The following is a 19,649-nucleotide window of genomic DNA, read 5'->3' as shown; positions in this document are numbered from 1 at the left end:
GCAAGGTGAATGCAGGATGGTAATAAGGGGAGCTTATATTGTTTTATAAACCTTTTGTAAGTTACAGACGGCTGTTTTCCGTATAACATTAGGGTAGAGGAGGGGGGAGAGAAAATGAAAAATTATATTCAAGGGATTGATCACGTGCAAGTAGCTGCACCTGTAGGGTGTGAAGAAGAGGCGCGTGATTTTTATGGGAATACGATTGGTATGGAAGAAATTCCAAAGCCAGAAGAGTTGAAAAAACGAGGTGGATGTTGGTTTAAATGCGGAAATCAAGAAATCCATATTGGTGTCGAGCGGAACTTTACACCAGCAAAAAAGGCTCATCCAGCTTTTTATGTGAATGAAATTAATGAATTTAAGCAAACACTTATAGAGCAAGGTGTTAAAGTGATTGATGATTATGCACGGCCAGATGTAATTCGATTTTACGTGTCAGATCCATTTGGAAACCGAATTGAATTTATGCAAAATAAAGACTAGGTGGATTCCCACCTAGTCTTTAACTTCTTCTGAAAAGTCCTAACACTTCTACAGTTTCTGTAATATTAACGAATGCATTCGGGTCGATTTCAGAAATTGTTAGTTTCATACTTGCTAATTCTTCACGAGAAACGACGGTCATAAGTACACGCTTTTTCTCGCTTGAATAAGCACCTTCGCCATCAAGTAACGTTATTCCACGTACAACAGTTGAAAGAAGTTGTTTTTTCATTTTTTCTGCTTCATTTGTTACAATCATAAGTGTAACTTTACGATGTTTTGTATGAACAGCATCAATTACTTTACCAGTTACATAAATTGAAAGTAAGCTTGTAAGTGCAACATCCCAGGTGAAGAAGAATCCTGCGATTATTACAACGACTGCATTTAAAATAATAAGGAATCCGCCAAGTTTAATGTCTCGCTTGCGGGATAAAAGCATACCGATAATATCAAATCCACCAGTGGATCCATTACAGTTAAAAACAAGACCAATACCAGCTCCGGCGATGACACCTCCGAAGATAGAAGATAACAATGGGTCTGTTGCTACGACTTTTACTGGAACGTAGTATAATGCAACAGATAATACAACTACAGAGACAACTGTGTTAAAAATTACTTTTTTTCCAAGACCTATGTACCCTAAAATAAGGATAGGTAAGTTTAATACAAAGTTAATAATGCCTGTGTTTACAGGGGTTACAATCCCTAAAATAATAGCAATTCCGCCAATTCCACTACTTAAAATTTTGTGGGGGATAAGGAAAAGATTAAAGGCAACCGCAATAATAATAGAACCGATAATAACACCAAGGAATCTGACCATTTCTTTCCCGTCCTTCACTGAAAAATTCATATTATTTCAAGATTATATATGATATTGAAAGTTTTGGGTAAAAACAGTTTATTTTGGTAAATTAGATTAATCGAAAGAATTTGAGTATTTTATCATTTGAAAGGGGATACAGTTGTGAAGATAAAAACATATCAACAGAAAAGCCCGTTGAAGCAAGAATGTGAGGATTCTTATTTTTGTAATAAAGATAAAAAGATTTATGGTGTATGTGACGGTGCAACACCACTTGTCCCGTTTCGTGATGAAAAGGGACATAATGGAGCATACATCGCTTCGCATTTATTTGCAAGTTATTTTACTGCATTACGAGAGAATCATAGTTTACAATTTGCAGTTGCCAAAGCAAATGAAGCATTGCAAAGCAAAATGTTAGAATATGAAGTAGACACGAGAAAAAAAGAGCATTTGTGGTGCACATGTATCGCGGCAGTCCAAATAGTTGGTGAGAAAATTGAATATGCGCAGCTTGGGGACTGTATGATTGTCGCAACTTTTCAAAATGGAACGATGCAAGTATTAACGAAAGACACAGTTGAAGGAATTAGTAAAAGAGCAAAAAAGAAGAGGGAAGAAGATCGTAAAAAAGGGTTATCTGTACCAGAAGAATATGTTTTTCAAGATGTTCGAGAACAGTTAAAATACAATCGTTATCTTGCAAATATGCCAAATGGTTATTCAGTTGCAAATGGAATGAAAGAAGCGATACATTATTTACAACATGGTGAATTACATACAGATGAAGTGAGTGGGATTTTTATTTGTTCAGACGGGTTATTTCACCCAGATTGGTCATTAGAACAAACTGTTGCATATATAAGAAAGAATAGTATAAACGAATATATAGCAATCATTGAAGAGCTAGAAGGCGAAAAAAGAATAAGGCCAGATGATAAAACGATTATTATGATTGATTTTTAAGAGGAGGCAGTTCAAATGGAAATTAAACGTGTCAATCTAACATTTCAAGATGAATTAGTTCCTTTAGAAAAAGTAAACAAACTGATTATTCACCATACAGCTGAAGATGGATGGGACGTGTATAAAACGCATGAATTTCATCAAACTGTAAGGGGGTGGAGCGGAATTGGTTACAACTATTTTATCGAAAAGGATGGAACTGTAGTGGAAGGACGAGGTTTACATATTGGAGCGCACGCGAAAGACCATAACCACCATACAATTGGAATATGTATGACGGGAAATTTCGATAAATACGATCCAACTCCTGCACAAGTGAATGCATTATATTCTTTATGCAAACTGTTTATGAAGCAATTTGCTATAAAGAAAGAAAATATACTCGGTCATAGAGAGTTAGAAGGAGTTACAAAAAGCTGTCCTGGTAATCGTTTTTCTATGGTAGAGTTAAGGAAGATACTATCTTAAATATAGAGGAGTAACAACGATGATGAATATAAAAATACCAAATGATAAAAAAGAAGAACTTGTAGCACAAATTCAGCAATTTTTTATGGAAGAAGATTTAGATGAAATTGGACGTTTCCAAGCAGAGCGTTTAATAGAAGAAATGATTAAATTAGTTGGACCGTTTGCATATAATCAAGCAATTGGAGATGCAAGAAAGCTTGTAAGTGAGAAATTAACGAATATCGAAGAAGATTTATACGTACTAGAGAAGAATGAAGGAAAATAAAAAAAGAGCCGATGGGCTCTTTTTTTATTTTTCTTTCTTGTGTTCTTTATATTCATGTACTTTTTCTTTTACATTACCAACTGTATCTTTAGCAGTGCCATTCACCTTATCCCATTTTCCTTCAGCTTGTAATTTCTTATTGTCAGTTACTTTCCCAACAACTTCTTTTACTTCACCTTTTACCTTATCAATGGCACCTTCTACTTTTTCTTTTAAACCATGATCATGTTTAGTCATACATTTCTCCTCCTTGTAGTTTGATTAGAATTCTCTTTTCATATTGCAAGTTGAATGATGTATCTAGTAATAGCGTAACAAATCTAGTTTGAATATTCAAATGATTAATAGGATAGAAAAGGATTTGTCATAAAATGTTTAAAAATGTAACGGAAGGAGAAATAAAGTAAATTATATGTCTTTTGCGGTCCATATTGATTTTGTATAAGCAATTTTCATGTGGGCACGTTCCATGTTATTTTGACTGCCGCTACCGAACCTTGCTTGTCCAACTATTAAAGTACAATTGGATTCAATAGCTGTCTTAATTCGTTTTTGAATTAATGCAGTATGACAGCCTTTACGCTGAAATTCTGGTAAAGTAGCAGAAGCAGCTAATGATGCGACACCCTTATTTATATACAGGACACCAATACCAGCAGGGATATTTTGAACTTCAGCTATGAAAAAATGCCATCCTGGTTCATTGTAAAGAATTTCATTATTTTGGCGCACGCTATCTTTTGTAAAGGATGGCATATTAAATCCACGTATATATATGTCTGCAAAAATATCAAACTCATTTTCTTTTAGTTTTCGTATTGTAATATTAGAAGGAGGAAGTGATGAACCCTCTCTCGGTATACTATACAAAGCAGTATGGAAGCTAGATTGATAAAACCCTTTTTGAGATAAGTATTGAAATAATTCAGTTGTACCTTGTGCTGGGGTAATTTCAAAACGACAAGGGATTTGTAGTGATTCATAATAAGAAATGATTGCATCAATCGCATCTGCATTTGTAATACCTTTTACCGTATTAAAAGCAGGACCGGCAATTATTTTTGATGAAAAGGCAGTGGCACTACCGAAATTTTTCATTTGCACTTGCATTGGGTTTCCGCTTATTGTTTGTAGTCTCTCTAATCTAGAAGAGAGCATATCAATTTCTGCATTTTCAATTTCTGTTGCTATATCGAGTGTCATAACAGTAGTCATAAAATTCCTCCGTTAATAAATATATTTCATAGTACATATACGATTTTTGTTTTGAGATTCCTGTTGAAATGTGAGAGAATAAGAGGTTTTTTGGAAGGGAAATGGAAGTGAGCTGTCGAAGGGAGTGGAAACAGATTAAAGGTGGTGCTCTCATGAAACAAAAAACCGTGCAGACATGCTCTAATTGTGGTTCTCAAAACATAGGAGAAGGTGAGTTTGTCGGATATGCACAAATACGGAAAAAGGAAACGATGTTCACATCTTCACCGGTGGATGCTTATATTTGTACAGATTGCGGGAATATCCTTCTATTAAAAGTACGACATTATGAAAAGTTTAAGCAGAAGCCGTTATGATCATTGAGAAATGGTCATATCCAACGTTGTATACGAAACGACTTATGTTAAGGAAAATGAATATGAGTGATAGTTTACATATATATGAGTATGCTACAGATAAAGAGATGACAACTTTTACTGTATGGGATGCTCATCGATCGTTATGTGACACATATAACTATGTAGAAGAAATTGTGGGGCAATATAATGAAGGGCAAGTAGCACCTCTTGGAATTGTATTAAAAGAGGAGAAAAAACTTATAGGTACGTGTGGATTTATAAAATATGATTTGGTCACACATACAGCAGAAATTGCATACGCCTTATCTCGAAAATATTGGGGAAGAGGATTAGCCACGGAGGCTGCATTAGCTTTTTTCTACTATGGCTTTCATGAGTTGCATCTTAATAGTATTGAAGCGGGATGTGATTCAGAAAATGAAGCATCTGAAAAATTAATGAAACGTTTGAATATGGAGTACAAATATACAATTCAGAAGGATATGTTTATTAAAGGTAAGAATCGCGATACAAAAAGATATTGTATATCTAGAGAAGGATATGTGAATCAATGAAATATCTTACATTGAAAACTCCTTTAAATGAATCAAGGAGTTTTTTTATTTTGATAACAACAAATCGGAGTTTATCTTTTTGTTCGTGTGTTAGGAGTATGGGAGATATATCGAATTTTAGTAGAAAATAAGGAATACAGTAATCGTTTTATTTTTAAACTGAAAAAGAAAGTAAGAAAAAAGATAGATAGTTTATCGTTCTGAATTATTTCCAAAGAAATAATTCAGAAAATACAGAAAAATGTCGTAATCATTTGCGGAAGTCTGTTATAATAAACGAAAAAATGAAAACGTTTTAAAGGGGGATATAACCAATATGATGATGAATGTACCGCTAACAATTAGTTCTATGATGGAAAGAGCAGAGAAACTGTTTTCGAAGAAAGAAATTGTTTCTCGTACACATGATACCATTACGACATTAACGTATAAGCAGCTAGGAGAAAGGACGAGAAGACTTTCTAGTGCGTTAAAAAAGCTTGGGATTAAGGAAGGCGAACGTGTAGGAACGTTAGCGTGGAATCATCATCGACATGTGGAGGCGTATTTTGCTATTCCTGGTATTGCTTCCGTTTTACACACAATTAATATTCGTTTATCTTCTCAACATATTTCATACATTATTCAGCACGCAGAAGACCGAATTCTACTTATAGATGAAGATCTCGTACCGCTTGTTGAAAATATTCAATCACAATTATCAACTGTACAAGCTTACATTATTATGACTGATAAAGATGAACTCCCAAACACTACGCTGAAGCCTGTATATCATTATGAAAAGCTATTAGAAGAAGGCGATCCCAATTTTCAATTTGTAAAAGATATTGATGAAAATACACCAGCTGGTATGTGTTATACGTCAGCGACTACAGGAAATCCGAAAGGTGTTGTATATACGCATCGTAGTACTGTATTACACTGTATGGCACTCGGTTTAGCGGATACAGCTGCTTTATCGGAAAATGATGCTGCAATGGCGATTGTACCGATGTTCCATGTGAACGCTTGGGGACTTCCTTTCGCTGCTACTTGGTTTGGGTCAAAACAAGTTCTTCCAGGACCGATGTTTACTCCGAAAATTTTATTAGAGATGATTCAATCAGAAAAAGTGACGTTAGCTGCGGGTGTGCCGACAATTTGGCTCGGCGTATTACAAGAGTTAGAAAATAATAGTTACGATTTATCTAGTATGACGAGAATACTATGCGGAGGTGCAGCTGCGCCGAAAAGTGTTATTAAAGCATTTGAACAGAAACATAATGTTCCGTTCATACATGCATATGGTATGACTGAAACGAGTCCACTCGTAACACTTGCGCGTTTAAAAAGTTATGAAACGGAAGTATCGTATGAAGAGCAACTAGAAATTCGCTCTAAACAAGGATATCTTGTACCTGGTGTCGAGATGAAAGTAGTCGGTACAAATGGTGACGTGAAGTGGGATGGTACTGAGATGGGAGAATTATGTTTACGAGCACCTTGGATCGCTGAAAGCTATTATAACGATAATCGTACTGTCGAAGGTTTTCGCGATGGATGGTTATATACTGGTGATGTTGTCACAGTGGATGAGGAAGGTTGCGTGAAAATTGTTGACCGTACGAAGGATGTTATTAAAAGCGGGGGAGAATGGATTTCTTCGGTCGATCTTGAAAATGCTTTAATGGCACATGATGCTATATTTGAAGCGGCTGTCGTTGCAGTTCCTCACCCTCAGTGGCAAGAGCGACCAATTGCCTGCGTTGTTCAAAAGAAAAATAGTACGGTTACAAAAGAAGAAATATATGAGTTTTTAAAACCACAGTTTGCGAAGTGGTGGTTGCCAGACGATATTGTCTTTATGGAAGAAATACCGAAAACATCTGTTGGGAAGTTTTTAAAACAGGCGCTTCGGAAAGAACTGGAGCATTTGCATAGAGAGAAATAAGTGAACTTCTATTTGTAAACTCTAATACATTAACGGTTGACAAAAGAGGGGTGGAAAGATAATATAATTTTTGTGATATGTTATCTAAAAACAATTTTAAGTTTACAAATAGGAGAAGCAAATATGAATACAAAAAATTTAGTTTTCGTCGCTTTATTTAGTTCTATTATGGGAGTGTTAGGGTTAATACCTCCGATTGCTCTTTCTATTACACCAGTTCCAATTACATTGCAATCACTCGGTGTTATGCTTGCGGGTGGGTTGTTAGGATCACGTCTAGGTGCGTTAAGTCAGCTTATTTTCTTACTTATTGTAGGAGTTGGAGCACCATTGCTTGCTGGTGGACGTGGTGGCCTTGGTGTATTTGTTGGACCAAGTGCAGGATATTTACTTGGTTACATCATTGGGGCGTTTGTTATTGGTTATTTAATTGAGCGTTTACGTGAAGTTTCTATTATAAAAGTATTATGTATTAATATAATTGGTGGTATTTTCGTAGTTTATGTATTTGGTATTACTGTACAAGCGTTCTTAATGGATGTTTCTGTATGGGAGATAATGAAAGTGAGTGCTGTGTTTTTACCAGGGGATTGTATAAAAGCAATTATTGCGGCAGTTCTCGTAACAAAATTACATCGTTCATTGAAACATATTATTACGCCCGCTTTAAAGAATGGAAAATATACAAATGCGGGATGATAAAGGGAAGAAACACGTTCATTGCGTGTTTCTTTTTATTATTTTTGTAAAGAAAGGACGTCTCATATGGGGATTACAAAAGAATATAAAAAGCATGCCTCTCTACAACCAAATAAAATAGCGATAAAGGAAAATGATAGAGTTTTAACATATGAAGAGTGGTTCGAATCAGTTTGTAAAGTAGCAAGCTGGTTAAATGAAAAAAAATCGAAGAATAAAACGATAGCAATCCTATTAGAAAATCGTATAGAGTTTTTACAACTATTTTCTGGTGCCGCTATGGCCGGGTGGGTTTGTGTTCCGTTAGATATAAAGTGGAAACAAGATGAGCTCAGAGAAAGAATTGAAATTAGTAATCCGGATATGATTGTGACAGAACGATATAAGGTGAATGATCTATTGGATGAAGAAGGAAGAGTAATTGAAATTGATGAGTGGAAAAGAATGATAGAGAAATATCTTCCTACATATTCCACTGTAGAAAGTGTACAACATGCTCCTTTTTATATGGGATTTACATCAGGATCAACAGGAACAGCAAAAGCATTTTTACGTGCACAACAATCGTGGGTTCATAGTTTTGATTGTAATGTACATGACTTTCATATGAAAAGGGAGGATTCGATTTTAATAGTTGGGGCGCTCGTTCATTCTCTTTTCTTATATGGGGCAATAAGTGCATTATATGTAGGACAAACAGTGCACATTATGAGAAAGTTCTTTCCAAATCAAGTATTAGATAAGTTAGAAACTGAAAATATATCAGTTATGTATACAGTTCCAACAATGCTTGAATCTTTATATAAAGAAAGTAGATTAATAGAAAATAAAGTGAAAATTATTTCGTCAGGAGCGAAATGGGAAGCTGAAGCGAAAGAAAAAATAAAGAATATATTTCCTTATGCAAAAAGATATGAATTTTATGGTGCATCAGAGTTAAGTTTTGTAACAGCACTAGTCGATGCAGAAAGCGAAAGAAGGCCAAATTCAGTAGGAAAACCTTGTCATAATGTGCAAGTTCGAATATGTAATGAAGCAGGCGAAGAAGTACAAAAAGGTGAAATAGGAACTGTTTATGTGAAAAGTGATCAGTTTTTTATGGGATACATAATAGATGGGGTTTTAACACGGGAGTTGAATGCAGAAGGCTGGATGACAGTGCGAGATGTAGGCTATGAAGATGAAGAAGGCTTCATATATATTGTTGGTAGAGAGAAGAATATGATTTTATTTGGAGGAATCAATATTTATCCAGAAGAAATAGAAAGTGTATTACATGAACACCCAGCTGTTGATGAAATAGTTGTAATTGGTGTGAAAGATAGTTACTGGGGTGAAAAGCCGGTCGCGATCGTAAAAGGAAGTGCTACGAAACAACAATTAAAAAGTTTTTGCTTACAACGATTATCCTCGTTTAAAATACCGAAAGAATGGCATTTTGTAGATGGAATACCTTATACAAATAGTGGGAAAATCGCTCGTATGGAAGCAAAAAGCATGATTGAAAACCGGGAGAAAACATATGAATAAGGCAGTTATTGTAGAGGCGAAAAGAACACCTATCGGTAAGAAGAATGGGATGTTAAAAGAGTATGAAGTTCATCAATTAACAACGCCGCTTCTTACGTTTTTAAGTAAAGGAATTAAGAGAGAGATAGACGATGTTATATTAGGGAATGTTGTTGGGCCAGGAGGGAATGTTGCAAGATTATCTGCTTTAGAGGCAGGACTTGGCTATCATATTCCTGGTGTAACGATTGATCGGCAATGTGGTGCTGGTTTAGAAGCAATTCGAACTGCGTGTCATCTCATTCAAGGCGGGGCAGGTAAGTGTTATATCGCCGGGGGAGTAGAGAGTACAAGTACGTCACCTTTTCAAAAAAGAGCACGATTTTCACCTGAAACAATTGGTGATCCTGACATGGGAGTAGCGGCTGAATATGTTGCGGAGCGTTATAATATAACGAGAGAAATGCAAGACGAGTATGCTTGTCTTAGTTATAAGCGGACACTGCAAGCGTTAGAAAAAGGCTATATACATGATGAGATATTTTCTTTTAATGGATTATTAGATGAATCTATAAAACCAGAAATGAATTATGAACGAATCATTAAAAGAACAAAGCCCGCATTTTTACAAAATGGAACAGTGACGGCAGGTAATTCATGTGGTGTAAATGATGGGGCATGTGCTGTTCTTGTAATGGAAGAGGGACAAGCCCGAAAGTTAGGTTATAAACCTGTCCTTCGTTTCGTTCGTAGTGCTGTAGTGGGAGTGGATCCTAATCTTCCAGGGACTGGTCCAATATTTGCGGTGAACAGATTATTAAACGAAATGAATGTAAAAGTAGAGGACATCGATTATTTTGAAATAAATGAAGCATTCGCCTCAAAAGTTGTTGCTAGCGCAAAAGAGTTACAAATTTCGTATGAAAAATTAAATGTAAATGGTGGGGCAATTGCGCTCGGTCATCCGTACGGTGCATCTGGGGCTATGCTTGTAACACGTTTGTTTTATCAGGCTCAAAGAGAGTCTATGAAATATGGAATTGCTACATTAGGAATTGGAGGCGGGATAGGGATGGCGCTATTATTTGAGAAAGTAGAAGACTAGCGAGGTAACTAGTTTTCTACTTTTTGAGGAACATAAACATTGCTACCAGGCTTCGCTTTCATTTCGTTCCAAGCAGCAATCGCATCAGCTTTTGCTTTCCCTTTATTATTTGGATCTTCGAAAAAGTCACGAGTAAAGCGATTGTATTCAAATTGTGCACCGATAGTTGTTTTGTATGTAGGATCTTTTTTTCGTTCGTTCTCTTCATACCAAAACGTTATCGCGTCTTCATATGTTTTTCCAATATTCTCTTTGAAAAATTTTTGAAGAGCTACTGTAAAGCGGAAGTTTGTTCCGATTTTTTCTTTGAAAAAAGCACGAACCTCTTCGCTACAGCGGTGATTTTTAGTAATAATCGTTTGAAGAGAAAGGTCTTTATAAGAGAGGGAAGCTTTACTCACTTTTTGCCCAGAGCTGTTTTTTAACACTTTCCCCGTAGTTAAATAATGTGAGATACAATCGGTTATTTCAATCTTAGAGCCACTAGCTGGCAACCCATGCTCACGACAAAATGTTTGGAGTTCTGCTTTTAACCAATAATAGTTTTGGAAATCTTCAATTGATATAGACTTTGTTAAAGGTGGACGCATGAATGTAACAACTACTTTCTTCCATAATTTTCTTTAATTATAAAACGTACGTTCTTTTTATGGAAGGGTTAATTTGTAAATATAATGGGAAGAGGAGATTACATATGGAAAATGTAATGCAAGTTCGTGTTACGGGAATTTTAATTGAAGGTGAAAAATTATTGCTAGTAAAGCAAAAAGTTGCTAATAGGAATTGGTCTTTACCTGGAGGAAGAGTGGAGAATGGTGAAATGTTAGAAGAGGCGATGATTAGAGAAATGAGAGAAGAAACGGGATTAGAAGTTAAAATTAAGAAGCTACTCTATGTTTGTGATAAACCGGATGCCAGTCCATCTTTATTACATATTAAATTTTTACTTGAAAAGATTACAGGGGAAATTACGTTACCCTTAAATGAATTTGATCATAATCCGATTCATGATGTGCAAATGGTGCCGATTAAAGATTTAAGTCACTATGGTTTTTCGGAAACTTTTATAACTCTTATAAGTGAAGGTTTTTCAAATGCAGGGAGTTACCAAGGATTGAAACAAAATATTGGCCTGTAACTATAGAGGAAGGATAGCTATTAGCTATCCTTCCTAAAAATGTTTTACACCGCCGACTGTAAAGAAGAAACAAGCTGATTTAAAAATTCATCTCCGCTCATAATTGCTTTCCCGCCACCGCGAGCACTCTTTTTATTTCCGCCACCTTTTCCTTCAATTGTAGGAAGAGCATCTTTTAAAAGAGCATTCATATCGAGTGATACTGATTTTCCGCAAGCGAGAATACATTGTAGTTTTTCATCATTTTCGATGACGAAATACGTAATTGCATGCTCTTGTTGTTCTGTAATAATAGCGGAAAGTTTTGCGATTTCTTGCATAGAACGATTTGTAAATACTTTAGAAATAAGTATGCCGGCATGAATTTTTATAGGTTGTAGAAGTAGTTCATTTGCCTCTGCAAATAATAATTTTTCATTCATTGTTTGTATTGCTTTTTCGTTTTCTTTTTGAGAAGTAAGCAGTTGCGCCACTTTTGCTGGAATATCAGTTTCGCTACTGTTTAATTGTTTAGAAACATTTTTCATAATTTGTTGCTGTTGTCCCATTAATTTAAGTGTACGCCAACCAGCGATAAACGTTAAGCGTATACCACCTTTATTGCGCTCCCATCCTAGTACTTGAATAGGACCAACTTCACCAGTTCGTTTCGGATGCGTTCCACCACAGCCGTTGTAGTCAAAGTTTTCGATCATAACAACGCGTATATTTTCTGTCATAGTCGGTTCTTTACGAAGGGGCAACCTTTTCGCTTCTCCTAAGTTCATCCACTGGATGCGGATTGGATGGTTTTCAAAAACAATTTTGTTTGCAATTTGTATTGCTTTTTCAACCGTTTCTGCATGAAGATTTTCTGTTTCTAAATCAATTGTTACTGTTTCTTTACCAAGATGGAATCCAATTGTAGGCATGTTAAAATGGTCCCAAAAAGCAGCAGATAAAATGTGCTGAGCTGCATGTTGTTGCATATGATCAAAACGGCGCTCCCAATTGATTTTACCTTCTACGTCTTCTGTATGTAATTGTTCTGCAATGTAGTGACGAATTTCTCCGTTTATCTCTTCTACATTGATTACATTGATATCATTTAATGTACCAGTATCATATGGTTGTCCGCCACCTGTCGGATAAAATGCTGTTTCATTCAAAACAACGTATAAGTTACCGTCTTTATCATAATCTTGCTTTATAATTTTAGTAGTAAAGTCTTGCTTATAAGCGTCAGTGTAATATAATTTGTGCTCCAATTTTCTTTCTCCTCTCGCATTAACTAGTTTCATTGTAAAGCAATTGAAATTAGTTTCCTAATATTTCAGAAGAAAGAAACTATTTTTAGAATTTTCTTGCTATAATAAGAAAAAGAAAATGCGGGGGTGGAATGAATATGTTATATGAAAACGGCGTAGATAAACTGCTTAGTTTAAGCAGAAATATTTCTGAATTATATCGAGAATTAAATGAAATGACCCGGATTTTAACGGATTGTAATCGAGAAAGTGTGAAGTTTGATCGGTTATATGTAAAAGAGTTACTTTGGAAGAAAGAAGATGTAATAGAGAAATATGACCAGCTACTTGTACAACTTTGTATTAACGAATGCTTTGATCTAAAAAGTGTCATTACAGGGGAATATAAGTATACATATGAAGAAGTAGAAAACATAGTTTTACAATTTAATGAAAAGTATAATGTCGCAATCTTAATTAAAGATGTGTGTAAAGAATTACAGTTCACATATGGAATTGATATGGACATAACGAGAACAACTCGGGTATCAACAGCTCAAGTATAGAAAAAGGAAAAGAAAGCAGATCCTTTGCTTTCTTTTTTTTGTGAAAATAGAGAGAGTAGGTTTAACGATGAAGGGGAAGTTACAGCATATTCATCCGCTTGGAATGAGTATTATTTTAGGGACATTGTTTGCTAGGTTTGCAACTTCAATGAGTATCCCTTTTTTAGCGATTTATTTAACGACTGTTAAAGGTGTATCAGCTGGAATGACTGGTGCTATTATCGGAACGAGTGCACTTGTTGGTGTTTTTGCTAGTTTTATCGGAGGGAATTTATCAGATCGATTTGGCCGGAAAACAATTATGCTCTGGTCCATGATCGTTTGGATTTTTGTGTTTATAGGTTTTTCACTTGCGGATCATGTTTTAAGTTTCTTTTTATTAAACGCTTTAAATGGATTATGTAGGTCGTTTTTTGAGCCAACATCAAGAGCATTATTATCAGATTTAACAAAGCCTGAGTATCGGTTACTCGTCTATAACTTACGATACGGTGCAATAAATGTTGGAGTTGCTATTGGACCAATTGTTGGATTACAGATTGGAAGTGCAAAATCAACAATTCCTTTTTTAGTAGCAGCTGGGGTATATATTCTATATACAGCTATATTAGCGTTCCAATTTAAGAAGTATCCAATGGAAAAAAAGAAAGTGAGTACAGAAAAACCTGTTACAATGTTAAATGCAATGCGTATATTGCGAAAAGATATAGTATTTTTAGTTGCTTTAGTCGGTATTATTTTGAGTAATTGCGGTTTTTCACATTTAACGACGACAGTATCTCAATATTTTGCAAATGCACATATATTTGAGGATGGGGTGAAGCTATTCTCATATATGCTCGCTTTAAATGCAATTGTTGTAGTGATTATCCAATACCCTGTTATTCAAATGTGCAAAAAGTATACACCGTTAACATCAATTATGGTTGGGACTTTATTTGTGAGCGGGGGATTATTTGGCTTTGGAATAGTAGAATCTATGCTAGGTGCTGCCGTTTGTACAATTATTTTTACAATTGGAGAAGTCTTAATGTTTTCGATGACGGATGTATTTATTGATGATATTGCTGTTGCGCATCTAAAAGGAACATACTTCGGTGCGATGGGTTTTTCGGGAATTGGAGCAGTAATAGGTCCGTGGTTTGGAGGAGTACTTCTCGATTACTACGGGTACCAAAATGGGTTTGCAGTATTTTCAGCATTAGCTATATTTTCAACTGTGGCATTTCCTGTGCTTTTAGTTACAAAAGGTTTATCGAAAAAAAGATATGATAGAAATTCTAATATAGAAATGCATGCGAAATAACATAAGCCCCAGTAACCAACTGGGGCTTAGTGTGTATTATATTAACTCTTAATTTGAAAAAAGAACTTTCTTTTCATGCTTATCAGCAACTTCATTTTTGGAAATATGAATGGCTAAATATCCATTTTCTAAGCAGGCTAGCATCTTCTTATAAATAATATTATCGGGTAAAGGAATGATCCGCTGTAAAGAAATATTATTATGAAGTATGCAAATGGTTAGGCCTGTCTTCATCTTTTTAATGACTACATTTTGTTCAGTTACATTTGGTACATCTGTTTCCAAAATGTATTCTTGTTCCGTTTCGCAAAGGTCAATATGAATTTGATTTGGGAAACTAAAGTTACTACAAGAGTCAGAACAAAATTGATCCATCCATTCTTCGAAACCATCAACATGAAAAAGACAATCCTTCTTTTTCTTGCCCATGTAAGACACCCTCCGTAAAATCTCAATTCATACTATGTTATGCATGAATGAATTAGGGGTGAAGAATAAATGGAAAAATATAAACATTGTATGTGGAAAAGATAGCTAGTGTGCACTTTTTGTTTTACATATCATGATGCGCATGATGTTTTTGGCGTGAATGGTTACGGTTTTTTACTTTATGAGATCCGCTTAATGGTTCAGGTTGTCCTTTTTTTCTTTCGCTTCACGATTGTTTTTTCCCATTGTATGTGACACCTCCTCTTCCTCTTTAGAATGAGAGAAGTTTGCAAATTTATACGAGAATGTTTTTAGAAAAAAAGGTAAAGATAATTGGGACTAACTATTACAGAAAGGGGATTATATAATGCCATATCATAAAGATAAACAACAAGCGTTTCAAGCAGCGCAGCAAGGCGTTACACAAGCAGAAAATGCATTTAACAACATTGTGAAAAATGATCCAAACTACGGTCATGATTTAAAAAAATTACGCCAAGAGGTTCAGGAAGCATATGAACAAATTCAAAATGCACTAGAGGTAGCTTCAGAAACACAACGTCCACAACTTGAGCAATATGAAAATAATCTCCAAAATATAATGCGAAATGTAGATCAATTAGAAAAGTAAATGAGGTTGTTGTTTATTCGACAACCTTGCTGCTTTAGTAAACGTTATGCTAAAACAGAAAATTTTTCTATTAGTTTTTTCTTTGCTATGTGCAGTACATATATTTCAAGTGGAAAAAGTGGAAGCGAAAATGTTGCTCAGAAAAGAGTTAGAACCAACTGGTTATGTAACATGGGAAGTACCTAATAATGAAAAAATTATTGCAATTACATTTGATGATGGACCAGATCCAACGTATACACCACAAGTTTTAGATTTATTACGTCAATATAAGGCTGAAGCGACATTTTTTATGATTGGATTTCGAGTTCAGCGCAATCCATATTTAGTGAAACAAGTGTTAAAAGAGGGACATGAAATTGGAAATCATACGATGAATCATTTGTATGCGAGTAATTCATCAGATGAAAAATTAGAAAATGATATTTTAGATGGAAAGAAATTTTTTGAAAAATGGGTGAAAGAACCTTTGTTATTCCGTCCTCCTGGCGGATATATTAACGACGCTGTATTTAAAACAGCGAAAGAAGCTGGTTATCAAACTGTTCTATGGTCGTGGCATCAAGATCCACGTGATTGGGCAAATCCAGGGGTTGAATCCATTGTAAATCATGTAGTGAAAAATGCTAAAAGTGGCGATATTGTATTGTTACATGATGGAGGAAATGATCGTAGTCAAACGGTAGCGGCACTAGCAAAAATTTTACCTGAACTGAAAAAGCAGGGCTATCGATTTGTAACGGTTTCGGAATTACTACGTTATAAACATTAGAAAAAATCCCAAAAGGAAAATAGACCTTTTGGGATTTTTCTTTACTGGTTCTTTTTACGTTTCTTATTATTTTGTCGCTCTGCTGGAGTTAAAGGCTCGTTTGCAAATTCTTCATTGTAACCAGTTCCTTGTCCTTGTGCAGATGTAGCATTCATTCCTGAAATAGTATGATTTGCTTTTCTTTTACCCATTTTATTTCACCTCTATAACATTTTTTGTATGTTGAATGATGAGCAGTTCATAGTATGTACGAACTGTAAGTAAACCGCGGATAGAGCACTTTACTTTATGATAATAGTATTCATAAGGAGCATGAAAGCTATTCAAATTTAGAAACATAAAGAAAACTTATGATAATCTATAAGTTTCTTATTATTTACTTATTTAGAAAGTTGTAATAAGATATTATCGTAAGGTATTGAAAAGTTTGTCTACATTTTATATTCAGACAACTTAGTCACGTTTAACAGGGGGGAAACATAATGGTCAAACATAATCCATTTCAATCACGTGCAACTTTTGAAGTAGATGGAAAAACGTATCATTATTATGATTTGAAAGCGCTTGAAAATGCAGGGGTTGGCAACGTATCTCAATTACCATATTCCGTGAAAGTTTTACTTGAATCAGTACTTCGTCAAGTAGACGGACGTGTAATCACAGAAGAGCATGTTACAAATTTAGCGAAATGGGGAACGAAAGATGTTCAAGATATCGATGTTCCATTTAAACCATCTCGTGTAATTTTACAAGATTTCACTGGTGTTCCAGCTGTTGTTGATTTGGCTTCGCTTCGTAAAGCAATGGCAGACATGGGCGGAGATCCTGACAAAATTAATCCTGAAATTACTGTAGACCTTGTAATTGACCACTCTGTACAGGTTGATAGAGCGGGTACGGCAGACGCGCTTGCATTCAACATGGACTTAGAGTTTAAACGTAATGAAGAACGTTATAAATTTTTAAGCTGGGCACAGAAATCATTTGATAACTACCGTGCGGTTCCACCAGCTACAGGTATTGTACACCAAGTAAACCTTGAATATTTAGCACCAGTTGTTCATGCTGTGAAAAATGCTGAAGGTGACTTAGTTGCATACCCAGATTCATTAGTTGGAACAGACTCACATACAACAATGATTAACGGTATCGGCGTTCTTGGATGGGGCGTTGGTGGTATTGAAGCAGAAGCAGGAATGCTTGGACAGCCTTCATACTTCCCAGTACCTGAAGTAATCGGTGTGAAATTAACTGGTACACTTCCAAGTGGTACTACAGCGACAGACGTTGCATTAAAAGTAACACAAGTATTACGTCAAAAAGGTGTAGTTGGTAAATTTGTTGAGTTCTTCGGTAATGGACTAAAGAGCATGCCTTTAGCTGACCGTGCAACAATTTCAAATATGGCACCAGAATACGGCGCAACTTGTGGATTCTTCCCAATCGATGATATTTCATTAGAATACTTACGTTTAACAGGTAGAGATGAAGAACAAATTCGCGTTGTTGAAGAATACTGTAAAGCGAACGGTTTATTCTATACAGCAGACAGTAAAGATCCAATCTATACTGATCTTGTTGAAATTGATTTAAATACAATTGAATCTAACCTTTCTGGACCGAAACGCCCACAAGATTTAATTCCACTTTCAGATATGAAAGATGCGTTCCATAAAGCTGTTGTAGCACCAGTTGGAACACAAGGACTTGGATTTAATGAGCAAGAGTTCGATAAAGAAGTGAAGGTTACATTAGAAGATAAAGAAGTAACGATGAAAACAGGTGCAATTGCAATCGCAGCAATTACAAGCTGTACAAATACATCAAACCCATACGTATTAATTGGAGCAGGTCTAGTTGCGAAGAAAGCAATTGAAAAAGGACTTGTAGTACCTGAGTATGTAAAAACATCATTAGCACCAGGATCTAAAGTTGTTACAGAGTACTTAGATAAGTCTGGTTTAACAACATATTTAGATCAATTAGGTTTCCAAACAGTTGGTTACGGCTGTACGACTTGTATCGGTAACTCTGGTCCATTAGCGCCAGAATTAGAAGAAGCAATCGCAGCAAACGACTTACTAGTAACATCTGTTTTATCTGGTAACCGTAACTTTGAAGGTCGTATTCATCCACTTGTAAAAGCAAACTACTTAGCATCACCACCACTTGTTGTGGCATATGCACTTGCAGGTACTGTTGATATTGACCTGAAAAATGATGAAATCGGTAAAGATGCAAATGGCAATGCTGTTTACTTCAACGATATTTGGCCATCAGCTAAAGAAATTGAAGATGTAGTTCAAAGCGTTGTTACATCTGAACTGTTCAAGAAAGAATATGCACAAGTATTTAACAGCAATGAGCGTTGGAATGAAATCCAAACTTCAAACGAAGCTTTATATACTTGGGATAATGATTCAACATACATTCAAAACCCACCATTCTTTGAAGGTTTATCTAAAGAACCAGGTGAAGTTGAAACGTTATCAGGCTTACGTGTAGTTGGTAAATTTGGTGACTCTGTAACGACAGACCACATTTCACCAGCAGGTTCAATCGGTAAGCACACACCAGCTGGACGCTACTTATTAGAAAACGGCGTACAACCAGTTGACTTTAACTCTTACGGTTCTCGTCGTGGTAACCATGAAGTTATGATGCGTGGTACATTCGCGAACATCCGTATTAAAAACCAAATTGCACCAGGAACAGAAGGCGGATATACAACATACTGGCCGACTGGTGAAGTAACATCTATCTATGATGCTGCTATGAAATATAAAGAAGATGGCACAGGTCTTCTAGTTGTTGCTGGTAAAGATTATGGTATGGGAAGTTCTCGTGACTGGGCTGCGAAAGGTACTAACTTATTAGGTATTAAAGCAGTAATCGCAGAAAGCTTCGAACGTATTCACCGCAGTAACTTAGTGTTAATGGGTGTATTACCACTTCAATTTAAAGATGGCGAAAGTGCTGAAACGTTAGGTCTTGTTGGTAACGAGTCATTTGAAATTCAAATCGACAAATCAGTTAGACCACGTGATCTTGTAAAAGTAGTTGCAACTGATTTAGATGGCAACGAAAAACAATTTGAAGTAGTAGCTCGTTTCGATAGTGAAGTTGAAATTGATTACTACCGTCACGGTGGTATTCTGCAAATGGTTCTTCGTGAGAAAATTGAAGAATCAAAAGTGTCGAACTAAATAAT

23 protein-coding genes and 2 pseudogenes are annotated in these 19,649 nt (G+C 35.6%); 17 read left to right on the top strand and 8 right to left on the bottom strand.

All coding sequences use genetic code 11. From position 1 onward, the window contains the following. The first annotated feature begins 114 nt into the window (after positions 1 to 114). Complete coding sequence (locus tag MR168_RS07005) at positions 115 to 486, top strand: VOC family protein (protein WP_000800772.1); 372 nt, start codon at positions 115 to 117, stop codon at positions 484 to 486. Between the two features lie 19 nt (positions 487 to 505). On the opposite strand, the gene MR168_RS07000 is transcribed toward MR168_RS07005, so the two are convergent. Beyond that, the gene (locus MR168_RS07000) at positions 506 to 1,315 is read right to left on the bottom strand and encodes a YitT family protein (protein ID WP_000251344.1); all 810 of its coding nucleotides are present in this window, start codon (positions 1,313 to 1,315) and stop codon (positions 506 to 508) included. A gap of 126 nt (positions 1,316 to 1,441) precedes the next feature. Between MR168_RS07000 and MR168_RS06995 the strand changes: the two genes are divergently transcribed. The 3 genes from MR168_RS06995 to MR168_RS06985 are packed head-to-tail and all read left to right on the top strand — an operon-like array spanning position 1,442 to position 2,999. After that, positions 1,442 to 2,263: a protein phosphatase 2C domain-containing protein gene (locus tag MR168_RS06995; RefSeq protein WP_033692858.1), complete on the top strand. Its 822-nt coding sequence runs from the start codon at positions 1,442 to 1,444 to the stop codon at positions 2,261 to 2,263. A 15-nt stretch (positions 2,264 to 2,278) separates the two neighbouring features. Then, entirely contained in the window at positions 2,279 to 2,731 is a 453-nt protein-coding gene (locus MR168_RS06990; protein ID WP_006927358.1) for a peptidoglycan recognition protein family protein, read from the top strand. Between the two features lie 19 nt (positions 2,732 to 2,750). Further along, complete coding sequence (locus MR168_RS06985) at positions 2,751 to 2,999, top strand: DUF2164 domain-containing protein (protein WP_000981064.1); 249 nt, start codon at positions 2,751 to 2,753, stop codon at positions 2,997 to 2,999. A 24-nt stretch (positions 3,000 to 3,023) separates the two neighbouring features. Here the strand turns inward: MR168_RS06985 and MR168_RS06980 are convergent, their stop codons facing one another. After that, a complete protein-coding gene (locus MR168_RS06980; protein ID WP_242291210.1) occupies positions 3,024 to 3,236 on the bottom strand; it encodes a CsbD family protein in 213 nt (70 codons plus the stop codon). Positions 3,237 to 3,407: 171 nt separating this feature from the next. Then, positions 3,408 to 4,214 carry a GNAT family N-acetyltransferase gene (locus tag MR168_RS06975; protein WP_006927357.1) on the bottom strand — a complete coding sequence of 269 codons (807 nt, stop codon included), beginning with the start codon at positions 4,212 to 4,214 and terminating at the stop codon, positions 3,408 to 3,410. A gap of 152 nt (positions 4,215 to 4,366) precedes the next feature. Between MR168_RS06975 and MR168_RS06970 the strand changes: the two genes are divergently transcribed. The 7 genes and pseudogenes from MR168_RS06970 (at position 4,367) to MR168_RS06940 (ending at position 10,370) form a co-directional block, all read left to right on the top strand. Then, positions 4,367 to 4,570 (top strand): hypothetical protein, encoded by a 204-nt coding sequence (locus tag MR168_RS06970; RefSeq protein WP_000810948.1) that lies wholly within the window; start codon positions 4,367 to 4,369, stop codon positions 4,568 to 4,570. Beyond that, positions 4,567 to 5,127, top strand: a complete 561-nt coding sequence (locus tag MR168_RS06965) for a GNAT family N-acetyltransferase (protein ID WP_140159392.1) — start codon at positions 4,567 to 4,569, stop codon at positions 5,125 to 5,127. The genes MR168_RS06970 and MR168_RS06965 overlap by 4 nt, the downstream gene beginning before the upstream one ends. Before the next feature lie 63 nt (positions 5,128 to 5,190). Then, a pseudogene (locus MR168_RS06960) lies at positions 5,191 to 5,331 on the top strand (helix-turn-helix domain-containing protein); the annotation flags it as partial. Between the two features lie 112 nt (positions 5,332 to 5,443). After that, the gene (locus MR168_RS06955) at positions 5,444 to 7,057 is read left to right on the top strand and encodes a long-chain fatty acid--CoA ligase (protein WP_086388766.1); all 1,614 of its coding nucleotides are present in this window, start codon (positions 5,444 to 5,446) and stop codon (positions 7,055 to 7,057) included. A 123-nt stretch (positions 7,058 to 7,180) separates the two neighbouring features. Continuing rightward, positions 7,181 to 7,756 carry a biotin transporter BioY gene (locus tag MR168_RS06950; protein WP_001093333.1) on the top strand — a complete coding sequence of 192 codons (576 nt, stop codon included), beginning with the start codon at positions 7,181 to 7,183 and terminating at the stop codon, positions 7,754 to 7,756. A gap of 66 nt (positions 7,757 to 7,822) precedes the next feature. After that, positions 7,823 to 9,286, top strand: a complete 1,464-nt coding sequence (locus MR168_RS06945; protein WP_086412235.1) for an acyl-CoA synthetase — start codon at positions 7,823 to 7,825, stop codon at positions 9,284 to 9,286. Beyond that, on the top strand, positions 9,279 to 10,370 hold the full coding sequence (locus MR168_RS06940; RefSeq protein WP_086388764.1) for an acetyl-CoA C-acyltransferase: 1,092 nt from the start codon (positions 9,279 to 9,281) through the stop codon (positions 10,368 to 10,370). Before MR168_RS06945 ends, MR168_RS06940 begins: the two co-directional genes overlap by 8 nt. Before the next feature lie 8 nt (positions 10,371 to 10,378). Here the strand turns inward: MR168_RS06940 and MR168_RS06935 are convergent, their stop codons facing one another. Next, positions 10,379 to 10,960, bottom strand: coding sequence for a DUF6434 domain-containing protein (locus tag MR168_RS06935; protein WP_086388763.1), 582 nt, complete (start codon positions 10,958 to 10,960; stop codon positions 10,379 to 10,381). Between the two features lie 104 nt (positions 10,961 to 11,064). Between MR168_RS06935 and MR168_RS06930 the strand changes: the two genes are divergently transcribed. Beyond that, entirely contained in the window at positions 11,065 to 11,508 is a 444-nt protein-coding gene (locus MR168_RS06930) for an NUDIX hydrolase (protein ID WP_086388762.1), read from the top strand. 44 nt (positions 11,509 to 11,552) lie between these two features. Here the strand turns inward: MR168_RS06930 and MR168_RS06925 are convergent, their stop codons facing one another. After that, on the bottom strand, positions 11,553 to 12,755 hold the full coding sequence (locus MR168_RS06925; RefSeq protein ID WP_153579099.1) for an alanyl-tRNA editing protein: 1,203 nt from the start codon (positions 12,753 to 12,755) through the stop codon (positions 11,553 to 11,555). Between the two features lie 137 nt (positions 12,756 to 12,892). Between MR168_RS06925 and MR168_RS06920 the strand changes: the two genes are divergently transcribed. Both MR168_RS06920 and MR168_RS06915 read left to right on the top strand, forming a co-directional pair. Beyond that, entirely contained in the window at positions 12,893 to 13,300 is a 408-nt protein-coding gene (locus MR168_RS06920; RefSeq protein ID WP_000965149.1) for a hypothetical protein, read from the top strand. A gap of 67 nt (positions 13,301 to 13,367) precedes the next feature. After that, positions 13,368 to 14,606 carry an MDR family MFS transporter gene (locus MR168_RS06915; protein ID WP_000676812.1) on the top strand — a complete coding sequence of 413 codons (1,239 nt, stop codon included), beginning with the start codon at positions 13,368 to 13,370 and terminating at the stop codon, positions 14,604 to 14,606. Positions 14,607 to 14,654: 48 nt separating this feature from the next. Here the strand turns inward: MR168_RS06915 and MR168_RS06910 are convergent, their stop codons facing one another. Beyond that, on the bottom strand, positions 14,655 to 15,035 hold the full coding sequence (locus MR168_RS06910) for an Hsp20/alpha crystallin family protein (protein WP_000516748.1): 381 nt from the start codon (positions 15,033 to 15,035) through the stop codon (positions 14,655 to 14,657). A gap of 124 nt (positions 15,036 to 15,159) precedes the next feature. Further along, positions 15,160 to 15,281 (bottom strand): annotated as a pseudogene (locus MR168_RS06905) (small acid-soluble spore protein P). 121 nt (positions 15,282 to 15,402) lie between these two features. Here MR168_RS06905 and MR168_RS06900 point away from each other — a divergent pair. Both MR168_RS06900 and pdaB read left to right on the top strand, forming a co-directional pair. Next, a complete protein-coding gene (locus MR168_RS06900; RefSeq protein ID WP_029443034.1) occupies positions 15,403 to 15,666 on the top strand; it encodes a hypothetical protein in 264 nt (87 codons plus the stop codon). A gap of 46 nt (positions 15,667 to 15,712) precedes the next feature. After that, complete coding sequence (gene pdaB / locus MR168_RS06895; RefSeq protein ID WP_061665781.1) at positions 15,713 to 16,438, top strand: polysaccharide deacetylase family sporulation protein PdaB; 726 nt, start codon at positions 15,713 to 15,715, stop codon at positions 16,436 to 16,438. A 41-nt stretch (positions 16,439 to 16,479) separates the two neighbouring features. Here pdaB and sspO read toward each other — a convergent pair whose 3' ends face one another. Further along, on the bottom strand, positions 16,480 to 16,629 hold the full coding sequence (gene sspO / locus MR168_RS06890; RefSeq protein ID WP_000518058.1) for a small acid-soluble spore protein O: 150 nt from the start codon (positions 16,627 to 16,629) through the stop codon (positions 16,480 to 16,482). Positions 16,630 to 16,920: 291 nt separating this feature from the next. On the opposite strand from sspO, the gene acnA reads away from it, so the two are divergent. After that, entirely contained in the window at positions 16,921 to 19,644 is a 2,724-nt protein-coding gene (gene acnA / locus MR168_RS06885) for an aconitate hydratase AcnA (RefSeq protein ID WP_000238564.1), read from the top strand. The last annotated feature ends 5 nt before the right edge of the window (positions 19,645 to 19,649 follow it).

It is taken from the genome of Bacillus cereus group sp. BfR-BA-01356 (genome assembly GCF_022663635.1).
In the GTDB taxonomy this organism is placed as follows: Bacteria; Bacillota; Bacilli; order Bacillales; family Bacillaceae_G; genus Bacillus_A; species Bacillus_A cereus.
Note: the sequence above shows the minus strand (reverse complement) of the source record. Positions and strands in the feature narration are given on the sequence as shown.